The following is a 17,395-nucleotide window of genomic DNA, read 5'->3' as shown; positions in this document are numbered from 1 at the left end:
CTTATATAATAAAAAAATCATCGTGAACTTTATTGTTCGTTTGTGTCAATTATGTGATTTTCTTTAGCAAATATGGCGATATTTTGTTACTTGTAAGACCACCTCAATTTTATGGTTGTTTATCTTTTTTTTTGTAGTTCAATCTAGTGATGACTAATGCGTCTTTTGAAAAAATTGCAAAATTTTAGCTGTTCGATTACAAATATCATATGTAAAAAAAAGGGAGATATTGCATGGGGTTGATTTATGGTTCGTTATTCCAACACTCAAATCCGGTACATGCATTTCAGTTAAATGGAGATGGTGGGTTGCTTCCCATCGACGTGAATGCCAGCGCGAATCAGCAGTCTCCGTTCTGGCTTCATTATGACTATAAGGATCCGCAAAGTTTTAATTGGATCCAGCAATCAGATCTCTTCAATGAACAGGTGAAGTCTGCTTTATCCGGGCATTCAGGACGTTGGAGATTGATCCGTGTTGGTGATGGTATTTTATTAACATTGCAAACATTAAATACTAATGCGGGCCAACGGCCTGAGCAATTAATTGCATTTAGAGTATTTATTAATAACCGAATAATTATTTCTAGTCGTCATCGAAAAGTAAATTCCTTAGATCCTGTTATTGATGACTTAAATCAGGGAGTAGGCGCGCAAAGTACGGGTGATTGGTTAGTTGAGGTTGCTGATTCTATTACAGATGAAATAAGTGATTTTACTGATTCTTTGCATGAGCGTTTAATTGATATGGAAGATTCCATATTAAATGGCGAAATTCCTGATAGAGGGGAATTTGCATTACTTCGTAAACAAATTATTGTGATCCGCCGTTATATGGCCCCGCAAAGAGATATGTTTTCCCGTTTGACAACGGAAAAATTACTTTGGTTAGATGAAACGGATCGCCGTCGAATTCAAGAAATTTCTGACCGATTAGGGCGTTGTATTGAAGATCTCGATGGTTTTATTGCCCGTACAGCGATTATTTCTGACGAGATAACGAATATGATGACTGAAATGATGAACCGGCGTATTTATACAATGTCATTAATGGCCATGATATTCTTACCAACAACATTTTTAACGGGTTTATTTGGTGTGAATTTAGGGGGGATCCCCGGTAATGAATTTCGTTTTGCCTTTAGTGTATTTTGTGTTTTATTAGCCGCCTTGATTGGAACTGTATTGTGGTGGCTAAGAAAAAGCCGATGGCTCTAATATTGATGACTTATTTGTTATAACCGGACCTAGTTTGAGATAAATCAATAAAACTACAGAGGTTTTAGTGCAGTATTAGTCCTGCAGGTGAATGCAACGTTGAGCGATGAACGTTGTGCTCCATAATTGTAGTTTTTCTCATATTGAGTTCTTATACAGAATAATTGACCACTGTAATGCCGATGTAATTTACATCGGCTTTTTTTTGCATTAAATCCGAGTAAAAAATAACCTCCAAACGAGGAGGTTATCAACATACATTATTTTACTTCAATAATATCAAGACGTTCTGCTGAAAAATCAGGTTTGTCATCTTCATCTATAAATGGCTGGAGAGGTAGTTCTTCTTTGTCAAACGCAAGATCACCGCCATTGATAACGTCATCTCCATGAGAAATATTTTTGAAGTCGAATAACTCGGTATCACATAGATGAGACGGAACAATGTTTTGAGTGGCGCGGAACATGGTTTCGATTCGGCCTGGATAACGCTTATCCCAATCACGTAGCATCTCTTTAATAACTTGACGTTGTAGGTTTGGTTGAGAGCCACATAGGTTACATGGAATAATCGGGAACTCTTTAGCCTGCGCAAAACGCTCAATATCTTTTTCCCGACAGTAAGCCAGTGGGCGAATAACAATGTGCTTTCCGTCATCACTCATCAATTTAGGTGGCATACCTTTTAACTTACCGCCATAAAACATATTTAAGAACATGGTCTGTAAAATATCATCACGGTGGTGACCAAGCGCAATTTTAGTTGCGCCTAACTCAGTTGCTGTACGATACAAAATTCCACGACGTAAACGTGAGCACAGTGAGCAGGTTGTTTTCCCTTCTGGAATTTTTTCTTTTACGATCCCATAGGTATTTTCTTCAACAATTTTGTACTCTACACCAAGGTTATCAAGGTATGCAGGTAAAATATGCTCAGGGAAACCGGGTTGCTTTTGGTCCAAATTAACTGCAACTAATGAAAACTGGATAGGGGCACTTTTTTGCAAACTTTGCAGTATGGAAAGCAGCGTGTAACTATCTTTACCTCCAGACAAGCAAACCATTACCCGGTCACCGTCTTCTATCATGTTAAAGTCAGCGATTGCTTGGCCAACATCACGGCGAATTCTTTTTTGCAACTTGTTTAAGTTGTACTGTTCTTTATTTGTCGTCATTCTATACTGTTCTATTACTGGGGGGTTATATTGCTGATAGATAACTGTACATTCGGCTTTTAAATTATTATTGTTCTATGTTTAAAGCCTAATCAGCGAGATTTATAAAAAGAAGCCCATGATAGCAGAACCTGAGGGAAGAGTGATACCAGTTCGTTCAAAGAGGTGAAAATCGGAGCCCACTCACCGTTATTAGAGTCACATAAACTTAACGTTTTCTATCCGTTGATGGTATGCCTCCAGTTTTAGCTTTAAACTCTCAAGTCCCCGTGACAACACGCTCTGTAGGTAATGACGTATTAATTCCAATTGCTAAACATTCGCGGGTTCCTTCATCAATAATATTGAGTGCTCTAAAGTGTTTGTTGCAATATAAACTGTTGTGCATGAAACCCAATGACCATTGAATAATCGAACTTTTTTCAACATGACCTCTGCAATGGTTATGGTAGAGGATCTAATTATAGTTGTCTTATTTTTGGGGGAATGGACAATTACTTTTATTTTAGATATAGAATAAACAATTTTTCAATTACCATCGTTCATTTTGTTAATTTTATAAAGTATATCTTTTTTATATTAGAAAAACACAACTATATTGTGTCCTACTTATTCTTATATAGTATAAGTAGGATTAATAATGAATAAGAAGTAAGAAATAAAAAATTTTATCTACTGGTGATTTTTATATATTCATCAATAAATGGGAATATTAGTAACTTAATAAACTGTTAATCACGGTAGGAACTATATTGGCATTATAGGACCTATATTTGTGACTCTTAGATAGAACATGTTTTCCATTTTTAATTATCAGGCTTTTCAATTCAGAGGAAATAATAGCGAGATGGAGTGAGTGTGTTATTACAGGGTTATAAGAATTTAATGCTGTAATAACAATAAGATATTGAATAGAAATGTTAGCTAATTAACGCTCTGACTTATTTGTAAAAAGAGAATCTTTGATTTTTAAATTTAGTTTATAAATGCGATGCGATTCACATTTTAAGTGTTATGTATCAAAAAAAAACAAAACAGATGTGTTTATTTGAATTATTATGTTTTTGCACGCTTGGGTTTTGAACTATCAATATAACTATAAACTAAATGTAAATGCTTAAATTCATATTTTAAAGCAGGAACATATGTTGAAACTAAAATTTAAGTTTCTTTGTTTTAAATTGGTGGGTTAAGGAGATATTAAATCAACTAATCATGATTAAAATCTATTAATGTGGTGATATTTATGAAATATCTTATATTCTTTTTTAGTCTAATTTTTGTTTTTCTTATAGCGTATTTACTTAGTTTTAGTAAAAAAAACATAAAACATAAGCTTCCATCAATACTAATATTGCTAACATTGGAGTTTATTGTTGCAGCTATTATGCTGAATACTACAATTGGGCTTGCTACTCTTGACGGTATAGCATCAGGTATTCATTATATAATTAATTATGCTAATAAGGGGATTGATTTTGTTTTTGGCGATATAAGCAGTAAAACCTCTATGGTGTTTGTTGTTGTCGCTCTTTTACCTTTGATTTTTATTTGTTCGATAATTGGTATACTTAAATATATCGGCGCCTTAGACTTAATTATTAATACTATAGGTTTTCTAATTAACAAAATATCTAAAGTCGGAAAGTTAGAGTCTTTCGCTGCTATTAGTGCGGTGATAGTCGGAATGATGCCTGCTTATGTATCAATTAAAGATTATATCCCAAGGCTATCTAAAGCACAGATGTATACTATTGCTGCATGTACTGTCTCAACAGTAGATATTGCATTGCTAGGCGCGTATACACAAATGGTTGAGCCACGCTATGTTTTTATAGGTGTTAGTCTCAACTTCTTTAGTACTTTTATTATTGTTTCTATTATTAATCCAAGTGAACCCACAGATATTGCAAGTTGTCCTTTGGGGGCAAATAAAGGTGAAAGGGGTTCATTTTTTGAAGTGTTGACAGATCACATGCAGGATGCCTTTAAGCTTATTCTTGCAATTGTTCCTATAATTATTGGTTTTGTCGCCTTAATTAGTATGTTGAACGATGTTTTTTTAAATATTTTAGGAATTAGTTTTCAAGGAATTCTCGGCTATATTTTTTCGCCTTTAGCTTTTATTTTGGGTAGTTCATGGGATGAAAGTGTTAATTTTGGAACAATTATAGCAACTAAAATTTTATCGAATGAGTTTGTTGCTATGATTGACTATATGAAATTAACAAACATTACACCACGAACGGATGCAATTATGTCCGTATTTTTAATATCATTTGCAAATTTCGGTTCTATCGGAATGATTATCGGTTGCGTCACAAGTATAAGCCGAGAACATGGAAAAATGATTGCATCAAATAGTTTTAGATTGATTGTTGGCTCAACTTTAGTCAGTTGTTTATCAGCGACGATTGTTGGTATTTTTGTATAAAATATAAATAAAGGAGTAATAAAATGCACAAAATAATAATAGACTGTGATCCTGGTGTAGATGATGCAGTTGCTATTTTTTTAGCCTTAGCTTCTCCAGAAATAGAATTAATAGGCATAACCACCGTTGCAGGGAATGTTGAATTAGAAAAGGTTCACAGTAATGCACGACAATTACTTGCATTAGCCAATAGGCAGGATATTCCTTTAGCTAAAGGTTGTGAACGCCCACTAATGTCTAAAAGTGGGAGTAAAACTCATGTTCATGGTACTGATGGTCTAGCTGGAGTATTGCTTCCCGCATCAGATTATCAAAATTATTCTGGTCACGCCGTAGATTTTATTATTGATACGGTAATGTCAAATCCAGGTGAAATAACATTATGCACAATGGCTTCTCTTACTAATATTGCAGTCGCTATCATCAAAGAACCAAAATTAGTCGATAATGTAAAAGACATTGTAGTCATGGGAGGAGCTGCATTTACACAGGGGAATATAACGCCAGCTGCTGAGTTTAATTTTTATGTGGACCCCCATGCTGCTCATATCGTTTTTGATAGTGCACGACATATTACTATGCTTGGTCTGGATGTAACAAGTAAGGCTGATATAAGAGCTGGTTTGTGTAGTCCTTTGGAAAAAGGTGGCCTCATCGCTCAGACTGTTGCTGAAATGTGCCGAAGATATGCAGAGTTTGACCCATTTCTCCATGATCCCTGCGTTATCGCATACCTCATTAAACCTGAGATTTTTTCAGGTGTTGACGGTTCAATTACTATCGAATATGAGTCTAATAAATTATTCGGTCATAGTTTTGCTTACACATCTACCACCATTAATCATGACCCAAAAGCTAAATATAATGAAGCTAAATGTAAAATTATTACTGACGTTGATACATCGAAATTAATATCTTTAATTACAGAACGTATCATAACTCTTTGAGGTAAAGAGTAGCAATTGGAATCTAAGTTGACATTTATTTAAAATAAAGAGACTTATTATGGATACTGACTCAGTAATTAAGTGATTGTTTGGCCAATACCTTGGAGAATTATTTTCTACAGTTTATTTAAGTTGTGGCATTCTCTTGTTGATAGATAATTGTACATTCTGTTTTTAAGCTATTATTGTTATATACTTAAAGTCTAATCAGCGAGATTTATAAAAAAGTGGAAAATATATTGGGAGTGGTACCTTCTTTATAATCTTTATCTTATTGTTTAAGCAATAAGAAGAACTTAATATATAAGAAAATACGGAGGACATATGCCAGCAGCTGACCCTATTGAATTGGTTTCTTCTTTACTAGCTAGTACCATTAAAATGGTAATTACGCCAACAGAATATTTTTTTCAAAGTAGTGCTATTGGGGATGCTATTTATATAAGCTTGTTATTTTTTAACTAAAAATGATGAAAGTATCATCACAATGAGGCTAATCTGATACACATGAAGGAAGTACTCGCTTCCTTCATGGTGGAAAGTCATACGGGGATACTAACGAGGTAATTCATCACACAATTTTTGTAAAGTAGTTAAAAATTTACCCACATGGAAACCATCACAAACAGCATGATGTACTTGTACTGCTAAGGGAAGCCATATTTTATTATTTTCACTATAGTATTTCCCCATAGTAAAAATAGGAGTGAAAGCGTTAGTAATATCTGCAATATTTAGATTAAAGCTATCGAATGAAACCCAAGGCAAAGATGATACATAGAATACATTTTCAATTTGCTGTGATTGAGGCTGCAAATTGAGATTATCTTTATGTAATGCTAGTTGCTGGTGATAGTTCTCCATAAACACTGCCATTTCTGAAGAGTACTCACACCATAAGGAAGAAAAAGTTTCAGTATCTTTATGAAAGATAGTAAAGCTGGGGTTAACTTCATCCCACAAAATAAGCTCACCATTTCTTTTGGCAAATCTAAATTCTTTATAGGTATTAGCTACCCGTGATAATAAATAAATTACCGAGGGGTAAAATTCATATCCATTTGAATTTATATGCTTTTTAAAGTTGGTAATATCTATTTTCGTTGTTAAACTAAACCCACAATTTATGGTCTTTTCGTAGGTGTTGTAATGTTCCTTACGTAACCATGTCTCTATATTAAATTTAGTATAGTTCATAATTTATCCTTCTAATAAGTTAATGTGATTGTTATTAGAAGGGGAACTTCTCTGTTTTCAATTGATTCATAATGATTTTTTATATTATGTTGAAGTTATACTTGTATTTTAACTAGCCTACTTTTGTTTGTCGAGGTCTCTAATTTAACTCCTTCAATGCAAGGCACAATTTGCGTGATAGCACCATGTATTCATACACATGATTGTGCGTTGACGTAAGTATCAAAGAAAGTTTTGATATCTATATTGAGTATTTTAGATAGTACCATTAGGTGCTCAATAAATATGGAGAGAGTCCCATCTTCATATTTTATGTATGATTTTTCAGGGATAGATATTAATTCTGCCATTTCTTTTGTCGTAATTTGATGTTCTATACGCTTTTGCTTAATGAGTTCACCGAGTACTGCATTGCCAACATTATTTTTATTCATAGTAACCTGTTATAAGTTTGGTTTTGGTTTTTTTATTATCTTAGATGGAAATTAATATTCAATGGGTAATAATCTGTAAGTTTAAGAGGGAATAAACCTAAGTTCTTAAGATTAAAAATAAATTTCATAAGGTATAGTAAATAATTATAAAGTAACATTGTTGTGTTTTATAATCTAAAGGTGAAGGTTAATAGATATGAAATTCTATTTAATGGCATAAAATACAATTTTCCACTTAATGATATGTTAATTTTGATACAGTTATTTAACAGAAACTATCTTTAACAATAATCATTAAAGACAGAATCTATTGTTCGTTAATATTGATTAAACAGACAGCGCGAGTTCTACAGCTTTTTGAGCATGAATAGCGGTGGTGTCAAATATTTCTACTGTTGTATCATTTTGATTAACAAGTAATGTTATCTCAGTGCATCCTAAAATGATACCTTCAGCACCACTTTCTACTAGGGATGCCATTATACGCTGGTATTCTTTTCTAGATTCATCATTGATTTTCCCTAAACAGAGTTCATTATAAATAATATCATGAACTATTTTTCTATCTTTTTCGCTGGGTATTAATACATTCAAATTAAAATTATCAATTAACCTTTGTTTATAGAAAGGTTGTTCCATAGTAAAAGCAGTACCTAAGAGCCCAATTTTTTTAATACCCGATTGTATAATGCGTTCACCTGTTGCATCGGCTATATGTAATAAAGGAAGACCCGTTTGAGACTCAATGCGTGGTGCGACTTTATGCATGGTATTGGTACAAAGAACAAGAAAATCAGCACCTGCAAGCTTTAAACGATCTCCTGCATCAGCTAAACATCGTGCTGCTAAATCCCATTGCCCGCTAGATTGATACTGTTCTATTTCAGCAAAATCAACACTATATAAAACAATTTTAGCAGAATGCAAGCCACCTAGCTGTTGTTTTATGCCTTCGTTAAGCTGTTGGTAGTATAGTAATGTTGATTCCCAACTCATACCACCAATAAGGCCTATTGTTTTCATTCTTTGCGTTCCTATTATTGTGTCGTTTTCTTACTATACTGATTGCCTACAAAGAAAAACAAGAGAAACGAGGTAAATTTCTCTAGATGATTAAGGGGAGAAAACAGTTGTAATATTAAACACAATTTAACATTACATATCAAAGGGTTTTTGTATTTAACTTATTGAGATAAAAAAAGGATAAATATAGAAAATTTTACGTTTTAAAGATGGATTTAAATTGATATCTGGTTATTATCATAATGAACATTATTTCTACAAAATTGGTCATATATGGTGATAATAAAAATGAATTTCTTCAAAGTAATCATTGCAATACTTATTTTTGGTGCTGCATTTCTGTTAGGAGCACTATATATGAAGCCGACCCAATTGAGCTTAGTTGAGCAGGTGAAAAAGAATGTTTATGATGTTTTAGCGTATCCACAAGCCGCAAAATTTAGAAATATTGAATATCATTTTTCTCGCTACACAGCGGATAATGGTAAGGTGGGTTATGTTTGTGGGGAGGTTTATCGATATAAAAATGATAAGCCTGATGGATTCAAGCGCTTTATTGTTAAATCGTATACTAATGATGAAGGCCGCATGGATATTTCAATTCCCTTTATTGACGGAGGGCATGAAATACTATTGCCAGAACAAGTTAATCAAATTTGGAATGATAAATGTTCGAGTCCTGCTTCACCACTAGAGTAAGGAATTACGTGTGCTAATATTTTTATAGCACACGTTTTAGGTTACTTTTCGTGGCCTAGGCTAGACGATATATTTCAATACAGTGGGGCAGGTGGCCATTTTTTGGGACTATTTTGTAAGAATATAGATTTAAATAGTTTTTCAAGGAAATTGAATATAATTTTTGAATAAATAGAGAAATACCACAGATCACATAGTAACGCCGTGAAACTAATAAATAAAACTGGATTATATATTACTAGCTTAGTGTTATACTAAAGATGTTACACTTTGTTTTGTTATTATTATGAAACAAAAAGAAGCCTTTGTGGTCAACGATGACTATATTTTTTGATGTTCATTTTTTAATGAATTTTTAATTTAGTAGTTTAAGGAGTCGATAATGGTTAGTAATAATAATGCACGTCGTTTGTTAGGTATGCCTTATAAATTAAGCCGCTCTAAAAAAAACATACGTGTTTCGCTGAGTTCTAAAGATAATTCCACAGTTGCAGTGCAAAAGAATAAAGCGACAGAAAAGAAGACATATCATTCAGTAACTGTTTTTTACCCAGAATATGTTATTAGTTAATTGAATGAATGTAACCCTCTAGTACTCACTAGGGGGTTAAAGTTATTTAATCAGAACTGGAATTTTCTTATTAAATTACATTATCTCATTTCAATATTCCCCATATGAGTCATTGCCTGAGTTTTCTATTATAAAAATTAACAGTAGTCATAAAATAGATTAAGCGATATTATTCGCATTAATTAAAAACTAAAAAGAAAGATGGCTATCAGGTGTTGTAGAATGAAATTTTTTTGTTACCTACTATTTTTATTTTGTTTCTCTCTTTTAGGGTGCTCTACTCAGTTTAAATCCGATGAAGAAACTAACCGTTTAAAATTTAATATTCAACACGCAAATACGGTTCCTATTAAGGACTCTGTAGAGACCTTGGCTGTTTCTGATATGTTGCCAGGTGATATTCTTTTATCATCTGCTACAGGGTTAAATTCATGGGGAATTCGGTTATTTAGTATTAGCGGGGTAAGCCACGCATCTATTTATCTGGGTTTGGGGGAGGTTGCTGAATCTGTTGGAAGTGGGGTTAGGATCATTACGTTAGACCAAGCAGTGAAGGATTCTAATAACATGGTAGTGTTGAGACAAGCTGGTTTAACATCATTACATGCAGAAAAATTACGCGAATTTTCAGTTCAAAATAATGGAAATAAGTATAACTATAAAGGTATTGTGATGATTGCTCCTTGGATGATCACAAAAAGAGTATGTGAACTTCCATTAATTGGTGAAACGATACGTAATTTTTGCTTAAAAACATTAGCGACAGTTCAATTAGGCGATGATATAGACCAAGCTAATGGTTTCTTTTGTTCACAGTTTGTCTTAGATGCTTATAAGTATGCGGGTATTCCTTTGTTTGAGGGGAATTCATCATGGATAACACCTGCGGATATATTACATATGCGTACAGGTGATGTACCGACTTTCATGCCAACTCAACGTTTATCGTATGTTGGACATTTGAAATCATGGAGCTTTAGCAGTGCAATACGCAGAAAATAGTGTGTAATTAAACTAAAAAAAAGGCCAACATATAAAGTTGGCCTGCTAAACTGGAAGCAATGTGAGCAATGTCGTTTGTGATAAACCTGAGTGATTTACTCAAGTATTCACGAAGTAAAAGATAACCATTCTCATTTAAGAAATCAACCCCTTTTTTTATGTAGTTAATTCTTTCCTTTTTTTGCCTCAATACGTTTTTTATTTATAAAAAACAATGTATTGTAGCTTTAACTCTAATGAAAATTACTTTTCGAACAAAAAATTTTTAAAAAAAAACACATTAATGAGATTATTCTTCCTGAGATTAATCATTAATAGGCGTGTTTATGATGCGAAAATTAAAGGTAGGTGTAGTCGGCTTAGGAGCTATTGCACAAAAAGCGTATTTACCAATCTTAACTAGAGAGGAAAACTGGGAGTTGATTGGCGCTTTTTCGCCTAATCAATTGAAGGCAAAACTGATTTGTGACAGTTATCGTATTCCTCTGTTTAGTAATATTGATGCACTTGCACAGCAATGTGACGCTGTTTTTGTTCATAGTGCGACGAAAAGCCATTTTGAGGTAATCAAGCGGCTATTAGATGCAAACGTTCATGTCTATGTTGATAAGCCATTGACTGAGTTAACGGAACAGTCTGAGCAATTAATTGAATTAGCAGCGCGGCGCCAGAAAATGTTAATGGTTGGATTTAACCGCCGCTTCTCACCGTTTTATATGTCAATTAAACAAGATATTAAAAAAATCAGGTCTATTCGTATGGATAAACACCGTATGGACAACGTAGGGCCGAGTGACGCTAGATTTACTTTATTAGATGATTATTTGCATGTCGTTGATACTGTATTATGGATAGCGCCAAATCATGCAGAGTTAATCAGTGGTAGCATTCATAAAACAAATGCTGACGAGTTGTTTTATGCAGAGCACCATATGCAAGCGGGTCACTGTTGGATAACAACATCGATGCATCGCAAAGCAGGAAGTCAACAAGAGCAACTTATTGTGATTGCAGAGGACAGTATTCATCAAATAACCAATATGAACCACTGGTGGAGTGAAAATGTGGTTGGTATTAGTGAGAAAAAACCCGCTAATTGGGATTCAATTTTAGTTCAACGCGGTTTTGATGGCGCAATTCGTCACTTTGTTGATTCTATTTCAAATCAAACTCAACCGTTGATCAGTGGTGAAGAGGGCTTGAAAGCCCAACGCATGGTTGAACAAATGATATCTACAGCGAATAAAGTCAGCGATTAATTATGTGATAGGGTAACCGTAATTATCGACTCTATTAAACGTTAAAATTTTGGTATCTCATGATGATATAGGAACACTGGATGATACATTTACAAGAAAGCTCTGACGTATTATTTGTTGCAGGGTTTGGCCCGATAGTGACTGACTATAATAAAAGCCATTCTTTTTATCTTGAGTTGTTAAAGCTACCTTTAAAGCCAATAGAAGAAGGGAGCCAATATTTAACTTGCGAACAAGAAGGGCTTGAAGGAGTTAAACATTTTGCACTTTGGCCTATAGAACAAGCAGCCCAGTCGTGTTTTAGGCAAAGTGAATGGCCTGAAAATATACCGATACCACAAAGTTGGATGGAATTTGAGGTTGTTGACATCGAAAAAATCACGGACAGTTGCCTTAAGGACGGTTATATCTTATTAGTTAATAACCGAATGGAGCCTTGGGGACAAACAGTAACAAGGTTATTAAGCCCAGAAGGTATGTTAGTTGGTTTAACGGTGACGCCATGGCTAAGAGAATAACCTGCTTTTATTTGTAGCTAGAGATCTCATTTATCTTTGTGGATAAGAGACATTTATTAGTAATTGTTTATAATTTTGTTGTAGAACTTCATTTTAACTATTTTTAGGAGGGGTTATGTATAAAACGATTCTGGTCCCTATCGATTTAACAGAAGATGAATTAACCAGTAAAGCCGTTCGTCATGCAGTTAATCTAGCAAAACAATCGGGTGCTAAAATTCATCTTATTCATGTTTTACCCATTTCCTCAGCAATTATTAATGCGTACGCTTTAGGTTACATGGAAATAAAAGACCGTGCGACAGTGAAAGCAGAAGAAGACATGAAAATGTTAATGGATTCAATTGATTTACCTCACGATGACGTTAGTTATACGATAACGTTTGGTTCTCCACGAGATGAAGTGATTAATACAGCAAAAGACATTAGTGCAGATATTATTGTCATCGGCTCTCGTCGCCCAAATATTACAACTCATCTTTTAGGGTCAACTGCCGCAGGTATCGTGCGTTACGCGGAGACATCAGTGTTGGTTGTACGTTAATAAGTTAATAATTAGAGGAGAGCCTGCTCATAGGGTAGGTTCTTTTTTATTTCATTATTGGTATTTCCAATTTTATTAGCTTTATCACTCAAGTTGATTGATCTTACTTATAACAAGGTGAGTTTGAGTCAGTATGGAAAAGTTTTCGCAAGAATTACTGCGTGTTGAACACTTTGTTCTGAGAGTTTTGCGTTTTTATTTACTCGGACTTTTGATTTTTTTTCTTGGGTTATTACCCGGTATCATCGGTTTTTATGTTATTGAAGGCCACTCAGCTGTTGAGTCAATGCTTAATGCGTTGTCTATGTTGAGTGGACAAGCTATTGAGCCGGCTCCTATTACACGAGGAGGTCGTTTCTTTATCGCTATTTATGGTTTATTTTTACAAAGCGTTTTTATTATCAGTATTGGATTAATTGTAACTCCTTTCATTCATCGCATTTTGCATAAATGGCATTTAGAAGAATAATTTTTTGTTGTAATAGTAAGGGGCTTCACAGCTTTTTTAGTGTAGTAAGACTATACTTTGAAAGACTAAAAGGAAAATATTCACCCGCTACGCCTAATAATTAAGTTGTAAAAATACACAACAATACAACTTGAATAAAAATCTAAACATAATTAATAAGGGGCATCATATGTATCAAACAATTTTGGTTCCCGTGGATATATCTGAAGATGTATTAACAGATAACGCATTAAAACATGCTATTTATTTAGCAAAAATCTCAAATGCGAAAATTCACTTATTTCACTCAGTTCCAGATGTTTCAAGATTTTCAATGAGCTACAGTTATCATTATGATTTATTGTCTTCATTTGCTAAAAAAGCTCTTGAGCGTTCAGAAGAACAGCTAAAAGAAATCATTGAAAAAATTGATTATCCGTCAGATAAAATCTCTTATAAGGTTGAGTTTGGCTCACCACGAGATAAAGTTTTATCAGAAGCTGAGGCAATTGATGCTGACCTTATTGTTATCGGCTCACGCAATCCAAGTATTTCAACGCATTTATTAGGTTCAAATGCTTCAGGGATTGTGTCCTATGCGAAGATCTCGGTACTTGTCGTTCGATAAAATAAAAATAGCCTGCTAGGCAGGCTATTTTTTTGTCTATTAAGAGCGAATAAACCTAGGGGGTTTTAACCGCTTCTTTGGCTTGCTCAATTGCTTTAAGTGCTTGGCTGCAAGCTTGCTCTTGTGCATCATCAGGGTAGCTAGCAAGGGCTTTTTTCGCTTCTTCTAGTTGAGACTTCATTAATGCAATCTGTTCACCTGCATTGGCTTCATCTTTATATTGTTCTTCGGCTTGCTTAACAAGGTCGTTCATTTCTTTGAAATAAGTATCACAGGTTGCACCTGCATTTGCATTAAATGCAGTGAAAGCCATTAATAGACTAAATGCAATCGGAAGAGTTTTTTTCATCGTATTTTCGCTTTCAAAATTCATAATATCGTCAGAATAACACCCCATATTCAAAAACGCACTATTCGAACACGTGAATGTTTTTAACTGATAAGTTTTTTCTACATATTGAGAATATTCCTGTTGGTCACTAACGACAATAGCATAATTTGCAAAATACAAATGATAATCATTCTTGACTGAGTGCAATGTAAAAGTGTACATTTAAGTACACTTTAAATAATGATAAAGAAAGAGATGATTATGATGAATAAAAATATGATAAAAACAGAAAATTGGCCGATCTGTGAGATGAATATATTTCCCTCTACTATGGATGAAACACGTTTGTGGTTAGAAGAGATGGATATGTTATTGGCGAGAAGAAATGAATTTGTCTTGATATACCCGCCAGTGGTTAAAAAAGAAAAACCATCATCAGAAGATATGCAAAGTATGAAATATGTGCGTCGTTGGTTAAAAGACACTAAAGAAGCGATGGAACAGCATTGTCGCGCCCTAGTTATTACGTTACAACCCGATGGCCGAGATAAAGAGGAGATGGAACGCATGGCACCTATGCTGTCTGCGTTATATGGCCCTCAGGTTTTAATCGCAGCGGATGGAACAACAGCAAAAGAGCAGGCCCAATCAGTTTTAGCCTAGTTGATTGTGTGTTTACTGATTTTACGGATATAGCTGGCGATGATATCAACAGACATAGCAATTTGCTGTTGAATAAATTCATCGCTGGGCTTGAAATCAGCAATACAGAAAGTGGTGATAAAGACATCCGCTTTTAGCATTTCTAGGTAACGCGAAGAAATACTTAATAATGTTTTTTCATCCACTTTAACATCAGGAAGTAAAGCTAATTTTTGTGTTAATAAGCGATAGCTTTTTACTGGGCCTTGCTCAAAAAACGCGTGCGTTATTTCAGGGAAACGGTTGTATTCACCTAATATTAACCGATATAACCCAATGGATTCAGGCTTAAGTACATTTAATAAAAATCGAGAGCCATAAAAAGAAAGTATAGACTCAATCGTATCTAATGGGGGCATTTTTTCATCAGGTTCTTGAAAAATATCATCAATCATAGATGCAATAACAGCGGCAAATAACCCTTCTTTATCCCCAAAGTTTTTATATAAAGTTGTTCGAGAGCCCCCAGCTCTTTCAATAATCATATCCAATGTTGCGCCTTCAAACCCATATTGCAGAAAAATTTCAGTTGCCGCAGCGATCAAAGCCTGTTGACGACGTCGGCCTTTTGGGGTTTTAGCTGTAAGAGGGTTATTCATGAATGGTTAATCCTGCTATTTGTCTTCAAATAAGAAAGTAACATAACAAATTTTACTGAAATAGTTTAAATCACGTGACCTCAATCATAGATTTACCTGAAAGAGATCATCATTTAAGCTGATATTTGTCTTTATGATATTTATAAAGATTAACATGTTTAGGATGATATCTGAATGGTTGTCATAATGTTGGGGGCAAGATGACAGAGCATGCATTAAATGAACAAAAAATAGACCAAAATGATCCCGTTAATCAGCAACGTGAAGTAACTCGGCTCTGTATTGAGTGTGGTTTATTGTTATTGCAACATGGTGCTGAAAGTATGCTCGTCGAACAATTGACGACTCGTCTGGGAATTGCGCTTGGGGCAAGTCAAGTTGATAGTGCTATCTCATCTAATTCATTGGTTTTAACCACTATAATTGATGGCCGTTGCTTAACGTCAACGCGACGTATTATTGACCGTGGTATAAATATGCATGTTGTTACTGAAGTTCAGCATGCAGTAATTTTAGTTGAACACCATTTATTAGACCGAAAACAATTACAAAAGAAATTATCATCAATTAAACCGTTACGTTATCCTCGATGGTTAATGGTTTTGATGGTGGCTTTATCTTGCGCTTGTTTCAGCAAGTTGAATGGAGGAGGGTGGGAGAGTGCGTTAATTACATTTTTAGCCAGTGGTTGTGCAATGTATGTTCGGCAAGTATTAACCTCCCATCAAATGAACCCGCTAATTAATTTTTGTATTACTGCGTTTGTCGCGACAACCGTTTCCGGCTTATTACTGAAAATACCGTATTTGGCGGTCACAGAAACGATTTCGATGGCTGCCAGTGTATTGCTTTTAGTTCCAGGCTTTCCATTAATTAATGCAGTCGCGGATATGTTTAAAGGGCATGTTAATACAGGATTAGCGCGCTGGACAATGGCGAGCCTTCTTACTTTGGCTACCTGCATTGGCGTTGTATTAGCAATGACAGTCTGGGGTTTAAAAGAATGGGCATAGAATTTCTATTCTCTTTATGTGAGAAAATGCCATTAGCCGCTATACCGGCCGCGGGGTTTGCGATGGTATTTAATGTGCCTGTAAGGGCATTGAAATATTGCGCCTTATTAGGTGCTATTGGCTATGGTTTTAGAATGATACTGATGACACTCGGCTTGCAAATTGAGTGGGCAAGTTTTCTTGCGGCAATTTTAATTGGTATTATTGGTATTCAGTGGTCGCGTTGGTGGTTAGCCCATCCTAAAGTGTTTACTGTTGCCGCCGTGATCCCAATGTTCCCAGGTATTAGTGCCTATATTGCAATGATTTCAGTAGTAAAAATATCGCAATCTGGTTATGACCCTGAATTAGTTGAGGTCTTAGTGACTAATTTCTTAAAGGCCTCCTTCATTGTTGGAGCTTTGTCTATTGGTATTTCTTTACCTGGTTTATGGTTATATCGCAAAAGACCAAGTGTGTAATTTTTAAGGGATGGCTTACGGGTATTCCTGCTATATCCGTAAGTCATACCTTGCTCTTTTACTAATAAGAGTTAGAAATTCTATTAAAGCTGCATAAATTCTGATGTGGTGGTGAACTATAAAATTGAGTCATCGCTGATATCATTAATGCTACTATTTGATTAGAATATGTGATATTTCTTCTTATGCATTA

General features: G+C 34.6%; 21 protein-coding genes and 1 pseudogene. 15 read left to right on the top strand and 7 right to left on the bottom strand.

Annotated features, from left to right (window positions below; genetic code table 11):
* Nucleotides 1-233: 233 nt before the first annotated feature.
* Nucleotides 234-1,217 (top strand): zinc transporter ZntB, encoded by a 984-nt coding sequence (zntB, locus tag G6Q48_RS06610; RefSeq protein ID WP_102139674.1) that lies wholly within the window; start codon nucleotides 234-236, stop codon nucleotides 1,215-1,217.
* A gap of 260 nt (nucleotides 1,218-1,477) precedes the next feature.
* Here the strand turns inward: zntB and ttcA are convergent, their stop codons facing one another.
* Nucleotides 1,478-2,392: a tRNA 2-thiocytidine(32) synthetase TtcA gene (gene ttcA / locus G6Q48_RS06605; RefSeq protein ID WP_166265212.1), complete on the bottom strand. Its 915-nt coding sequence runs from the start codon at nucleotides 2,390-2,392 to the stop codon at nucleotides 1,478-1,480.
* Nucleotides 2,393-2,663: 271 nt separating this feature from the next.
* Nucleotides 2,664-2,801 (bottom strand): annotated as a pseudogene (locus tag G6Q48_RS06600) (IS3 family transposase); the annotation flags it as partial.
* An 837-nt stretch (nucleotides 2,802-3,638) separates the two neighbouring features.
* On the opposite strand from G6Q48_RS06600, the gene G6Q48_RS06595 reads away from it, so the two are divergent.
* The 3 genes from G6Q48_RS06595 to G6Q48_RS06585 all read left to right on the top strand — a co-directional run bounded on the left by G6Q48_RS06595 (nucleotide 3,639) and on the right by G6Q48_RS06585 (nucleotide 6,238).
* Nucleotides 3,639-4,826 (top strand): NupC/NupG family nucleoside CNT transporter, encoded by a 1,188-nt coding sequence (locus G6Q48_RS06595; protein WP_231068364.1) that lies wholly within the window; start codon nucleotides 3,639-3,641, stop codon nucleotides 4,824-4,826.
* Between the two features lie 23 nt (nucleotides 4,827-4,849).
* A complete protein-coding gene (locus tag G6Q48_RS06590; protein ID WP_102139671.1) occupies nucleotides 4,850-5,773 on the top strand; it encodes a nucleoside hydrolase in 924 nt (307 codons plus the stop codon).
* A 324-nt stretch (nucleotides 5,774-6,097) separates the two neighbouring features.
* Nucleotides 6,098-6,238: a hypothetical protein gene (locus G6Q48_RS06585; RefSeq protein ID WP_166265209.1), complete on the top strand. Its 141-nt coding sequence runs from the start codon at nucleotides 6,098-6,100 to the stop codon at nucleotides 6,236-6,238.
* A 90-nt stretch (nucleotides 6,239-6,328) separates the two neighbouring features.
* On the opposite strand, the gene catA is transcribed toward G6Q48_RS06585, so the two are convergent.
* From catA to G6Q48_RS06570, 3 genes are all read right to left on the bottom strand, one after another.
* On the bottom strand, nucleotides 6,329-6,970 hold the full coding sequence (gene catA / locus G6Q48_RS06580) for a type A chloramphenicol O-acetyltransferase (protein WP_166265206.1): 642 nt from the start codon (nucleotides 6,968-6,970) through the stop codon (nucleotides 6,329-6,331).
* 191 nt (nucleotides 6,971-7,161) lie between these two features.
* Nucleotides 7,162-7,404, bottom strand: a complete 243-nt coding sequence (locus G6Q48_RS06575) for a helix-turn-helix domain-containing protein (RefSeq protein WP_102139669.1) — start codon at nucleotides 7,402-7,404, stop codon at nucleotides 7,162-7,164.
* 327 nt (nucleotides 7,405-7,731) lie between these two features.
* A complete protein-coding gene (locus G6Q48_RS06570; protein ID WP_166265203.1) occupies nucleotides 7,732-8,427 on the bottom strand; it encodes an aspartate/glutamate racemase family protein in 696 nt (231 codons plus the stop codon).
* A gap of 288 nt (nucleotides 8,428-8,715) precedes the next feature.
* On the opposite strand from G6Q48_RS06570, the gene G6Q48_RS06565 reads away from it, so the two are divergent.
* The 8 genes from G6Q48_RS06565 to G6Q48_RS06530 all read left to right on the top strand — a co-directional run bounded on the left by G6Q48_RS06565 (nucleotide 8,716) and on the right by G6Q48_RS06530 (nucleotide 14,096).
* Nucleotides 8,716-9,126, top strand: coding sequence for a hypothetical protein (locus tag G6Q48_RS06565; protein ID WP_181489840.1), 411 nt, complete (start codon nucleotides 8,716-8,718; stop codon nucleotides 9,124-9,126).
* Nucleotides 9,127-9,508: 382 nt separating this feature from the next.
* On the top strand, nucleotides 9,509-9,697 hold the full coding sequence (gene sra, locus G6Q48_RS06560; RefSeq protein ID WP_102139667.1) for a stationary-phase-induced ribosome-associated protein: 189 nt from the start codon (nucleotides 9,509-9,511) through the stop codon (nucleotides 9,695-9,697).
* 201 nt (nucleotides 9,698-9,898) lie between these two features.
* Nucleotides 9,899-10,699, top strand: a complete 801-nt coding sequence (locus G6Q48_RS06555) for a YaeF family permuted papain-like enzyme (RefSeq protein ID WP_256372925.1) — start codon at nucleotides 9,899-9,901, stop codon at nucleotides 10,697-10,699.
* Between the two features lie 329 nt (nucleotides 10,700-11,028).
* Nucleotides 11,029-11,958: a Gfo/Idh/MocA family protein gene (locus G6Q48_RS06550; protein WP_166265425.1), complete on the top strand. Its 930-nt coding sequence runs from the start codon at nucleotides 11,029-11,031 to the stop codon at nucleotides 11,956-11,958.
* 80 nt (nucleotides 11,959-12,038) lie between these two features.
* A complete protein-coding gene (locus G6Q48_RS06545) occupies nucleotides 12,039-12,476 on the top strand; it encodes a glyoxalase (protein WP_102139665.1) in 438 nt (145 codons plus the stop codon).
* A gap of 115 nt (nucleotides 12,477-12,591) precedes the next feature.
* Entirely contained in the window at nucleotides 12,592-13,020 is a 429-nt protein-coding gene (locus G6Q48_RS06540; protein ID WP_102139664.1) for a universal stress protein, read from the top strand.
* Nucleotides 13,021-13,153: 133 nt separating this feature from the next.
* Entirely contained in the window at nucleotides 13,154-13,489 is a 336-nt protein-coding gene (locus G6Q48_RS06535; protein WP_102139663.1) for a hypothetical protein, read from the top strand.
* Between the two features lie 169 nt (nucleotides 13,490-13,658).
* Nucleotides 13,659-14,096 carry a universal stress protein gene (locus G6Q48_RS06530; protein WP_102139662.1) on the top strand — a complete coding sequence of 146 codons (438 nt, stop codon included), beginning with the start codon at nucleotides 13,659-13,661 and terminating at the stop codon, nucleotides 14,094-14,096.
* Between the two features lie 55 nt (nucleotides 14,097-14,151).
* On the opposite strand, the gene G6Q48_RS06525 is transcribed toward G6Q48_RS06530, so the two are convergent.
* Nucleotides 14,152-14,445, bottom strand: coding sequence for a DUF5339 family protein (locus tag G6Q48_RS06525; RefSeq protein ID WP_036958707.1), 294 nt, complete (start codon nucleotides 14,443-14,445; stop codon nucleotides 14,152-14,154).
* A 243-nt stretch (nucleotides 14,446-14,688) separates the two neighbouring features.
* Here G6Q48_RS06525 and G6Q48_RS06520 point away from each other — a divergent pair, with 243 nt between their 5' ends.
* Nucleotides 14,689-15,090, top strand: coding sequence for a hypothetical protein (locus G6Q48_RS06520; RefSeq protein ID WP_231068363.1), 402 nt, complete (start codon nucleotides 14,689-14,691; stop codon nucleotides 15,088-15,090).
* Here G6Q48_RS06520 and G6Q48_RS06515 read toward each other — a convergent pair.
* A complete protein-coding gene (locus tag G6Q48_RS06515; protein WP_102139660.1) occupies nucleotides 15,087-15,728 on the bottom strand; it encodes a TetR/AcrR family transcriptional regulator in 642 nt (213 codons plus the stop codon). The genes G6Q48_RS06520 and G6Q48_RS06515 overlap by 4 nt on opposite strands.
* A gap of 200 nt (nucleotides 15,729-15,928) precedes the next feature.
* Between G6Q48_RS06515 and G6Q48_RS06510 the strand changes: the two genes are divergently transcribed.
* Nucleotides 15,929-16,741 (top strand): threonine/serine ThrE exporter family protein, encoded by an 813-nt coding sequence (locus G6Q48_RS06510; RefSeq protein ID WP_102139659.1) that lies wholly within the window; start codon nucleotides 15,929-15,931, stop codon nucleotides 16,739-16,741.
* On the top strand, nucleotides 16,732-17,202 hold the full coding sequence (locus tag G6Q48_RS06505; protein ID WP_166265197.1) for a threonine/serine exporter: 471 nt from the start codon (nucleotides 16,732-16,734) through the stop codon (nucleotides 17,200-17,202). The genes G6Q48_RS06510 and G6Q48_RS06505 overlap by 10 nt, the downstream gene beginning before the upstream one ends.
* Nucleotides 17,203-17,395 lie beyond the last annotated feature (193 nt).

The sequence above is a fragment of the Providencia sp. M-27 genome, from assembly GCF_011077905.1.
Taxonomy (GTDB): Bacteria; Pseudomonadota; Gammaproteobacteria; order Enterobacterales; family Enterobacteriaceae; genus Providencia; species Providencia huaxiensis.
This window is presented reverse-complemented; position numbering and strand designations above follow the sequence as displayed.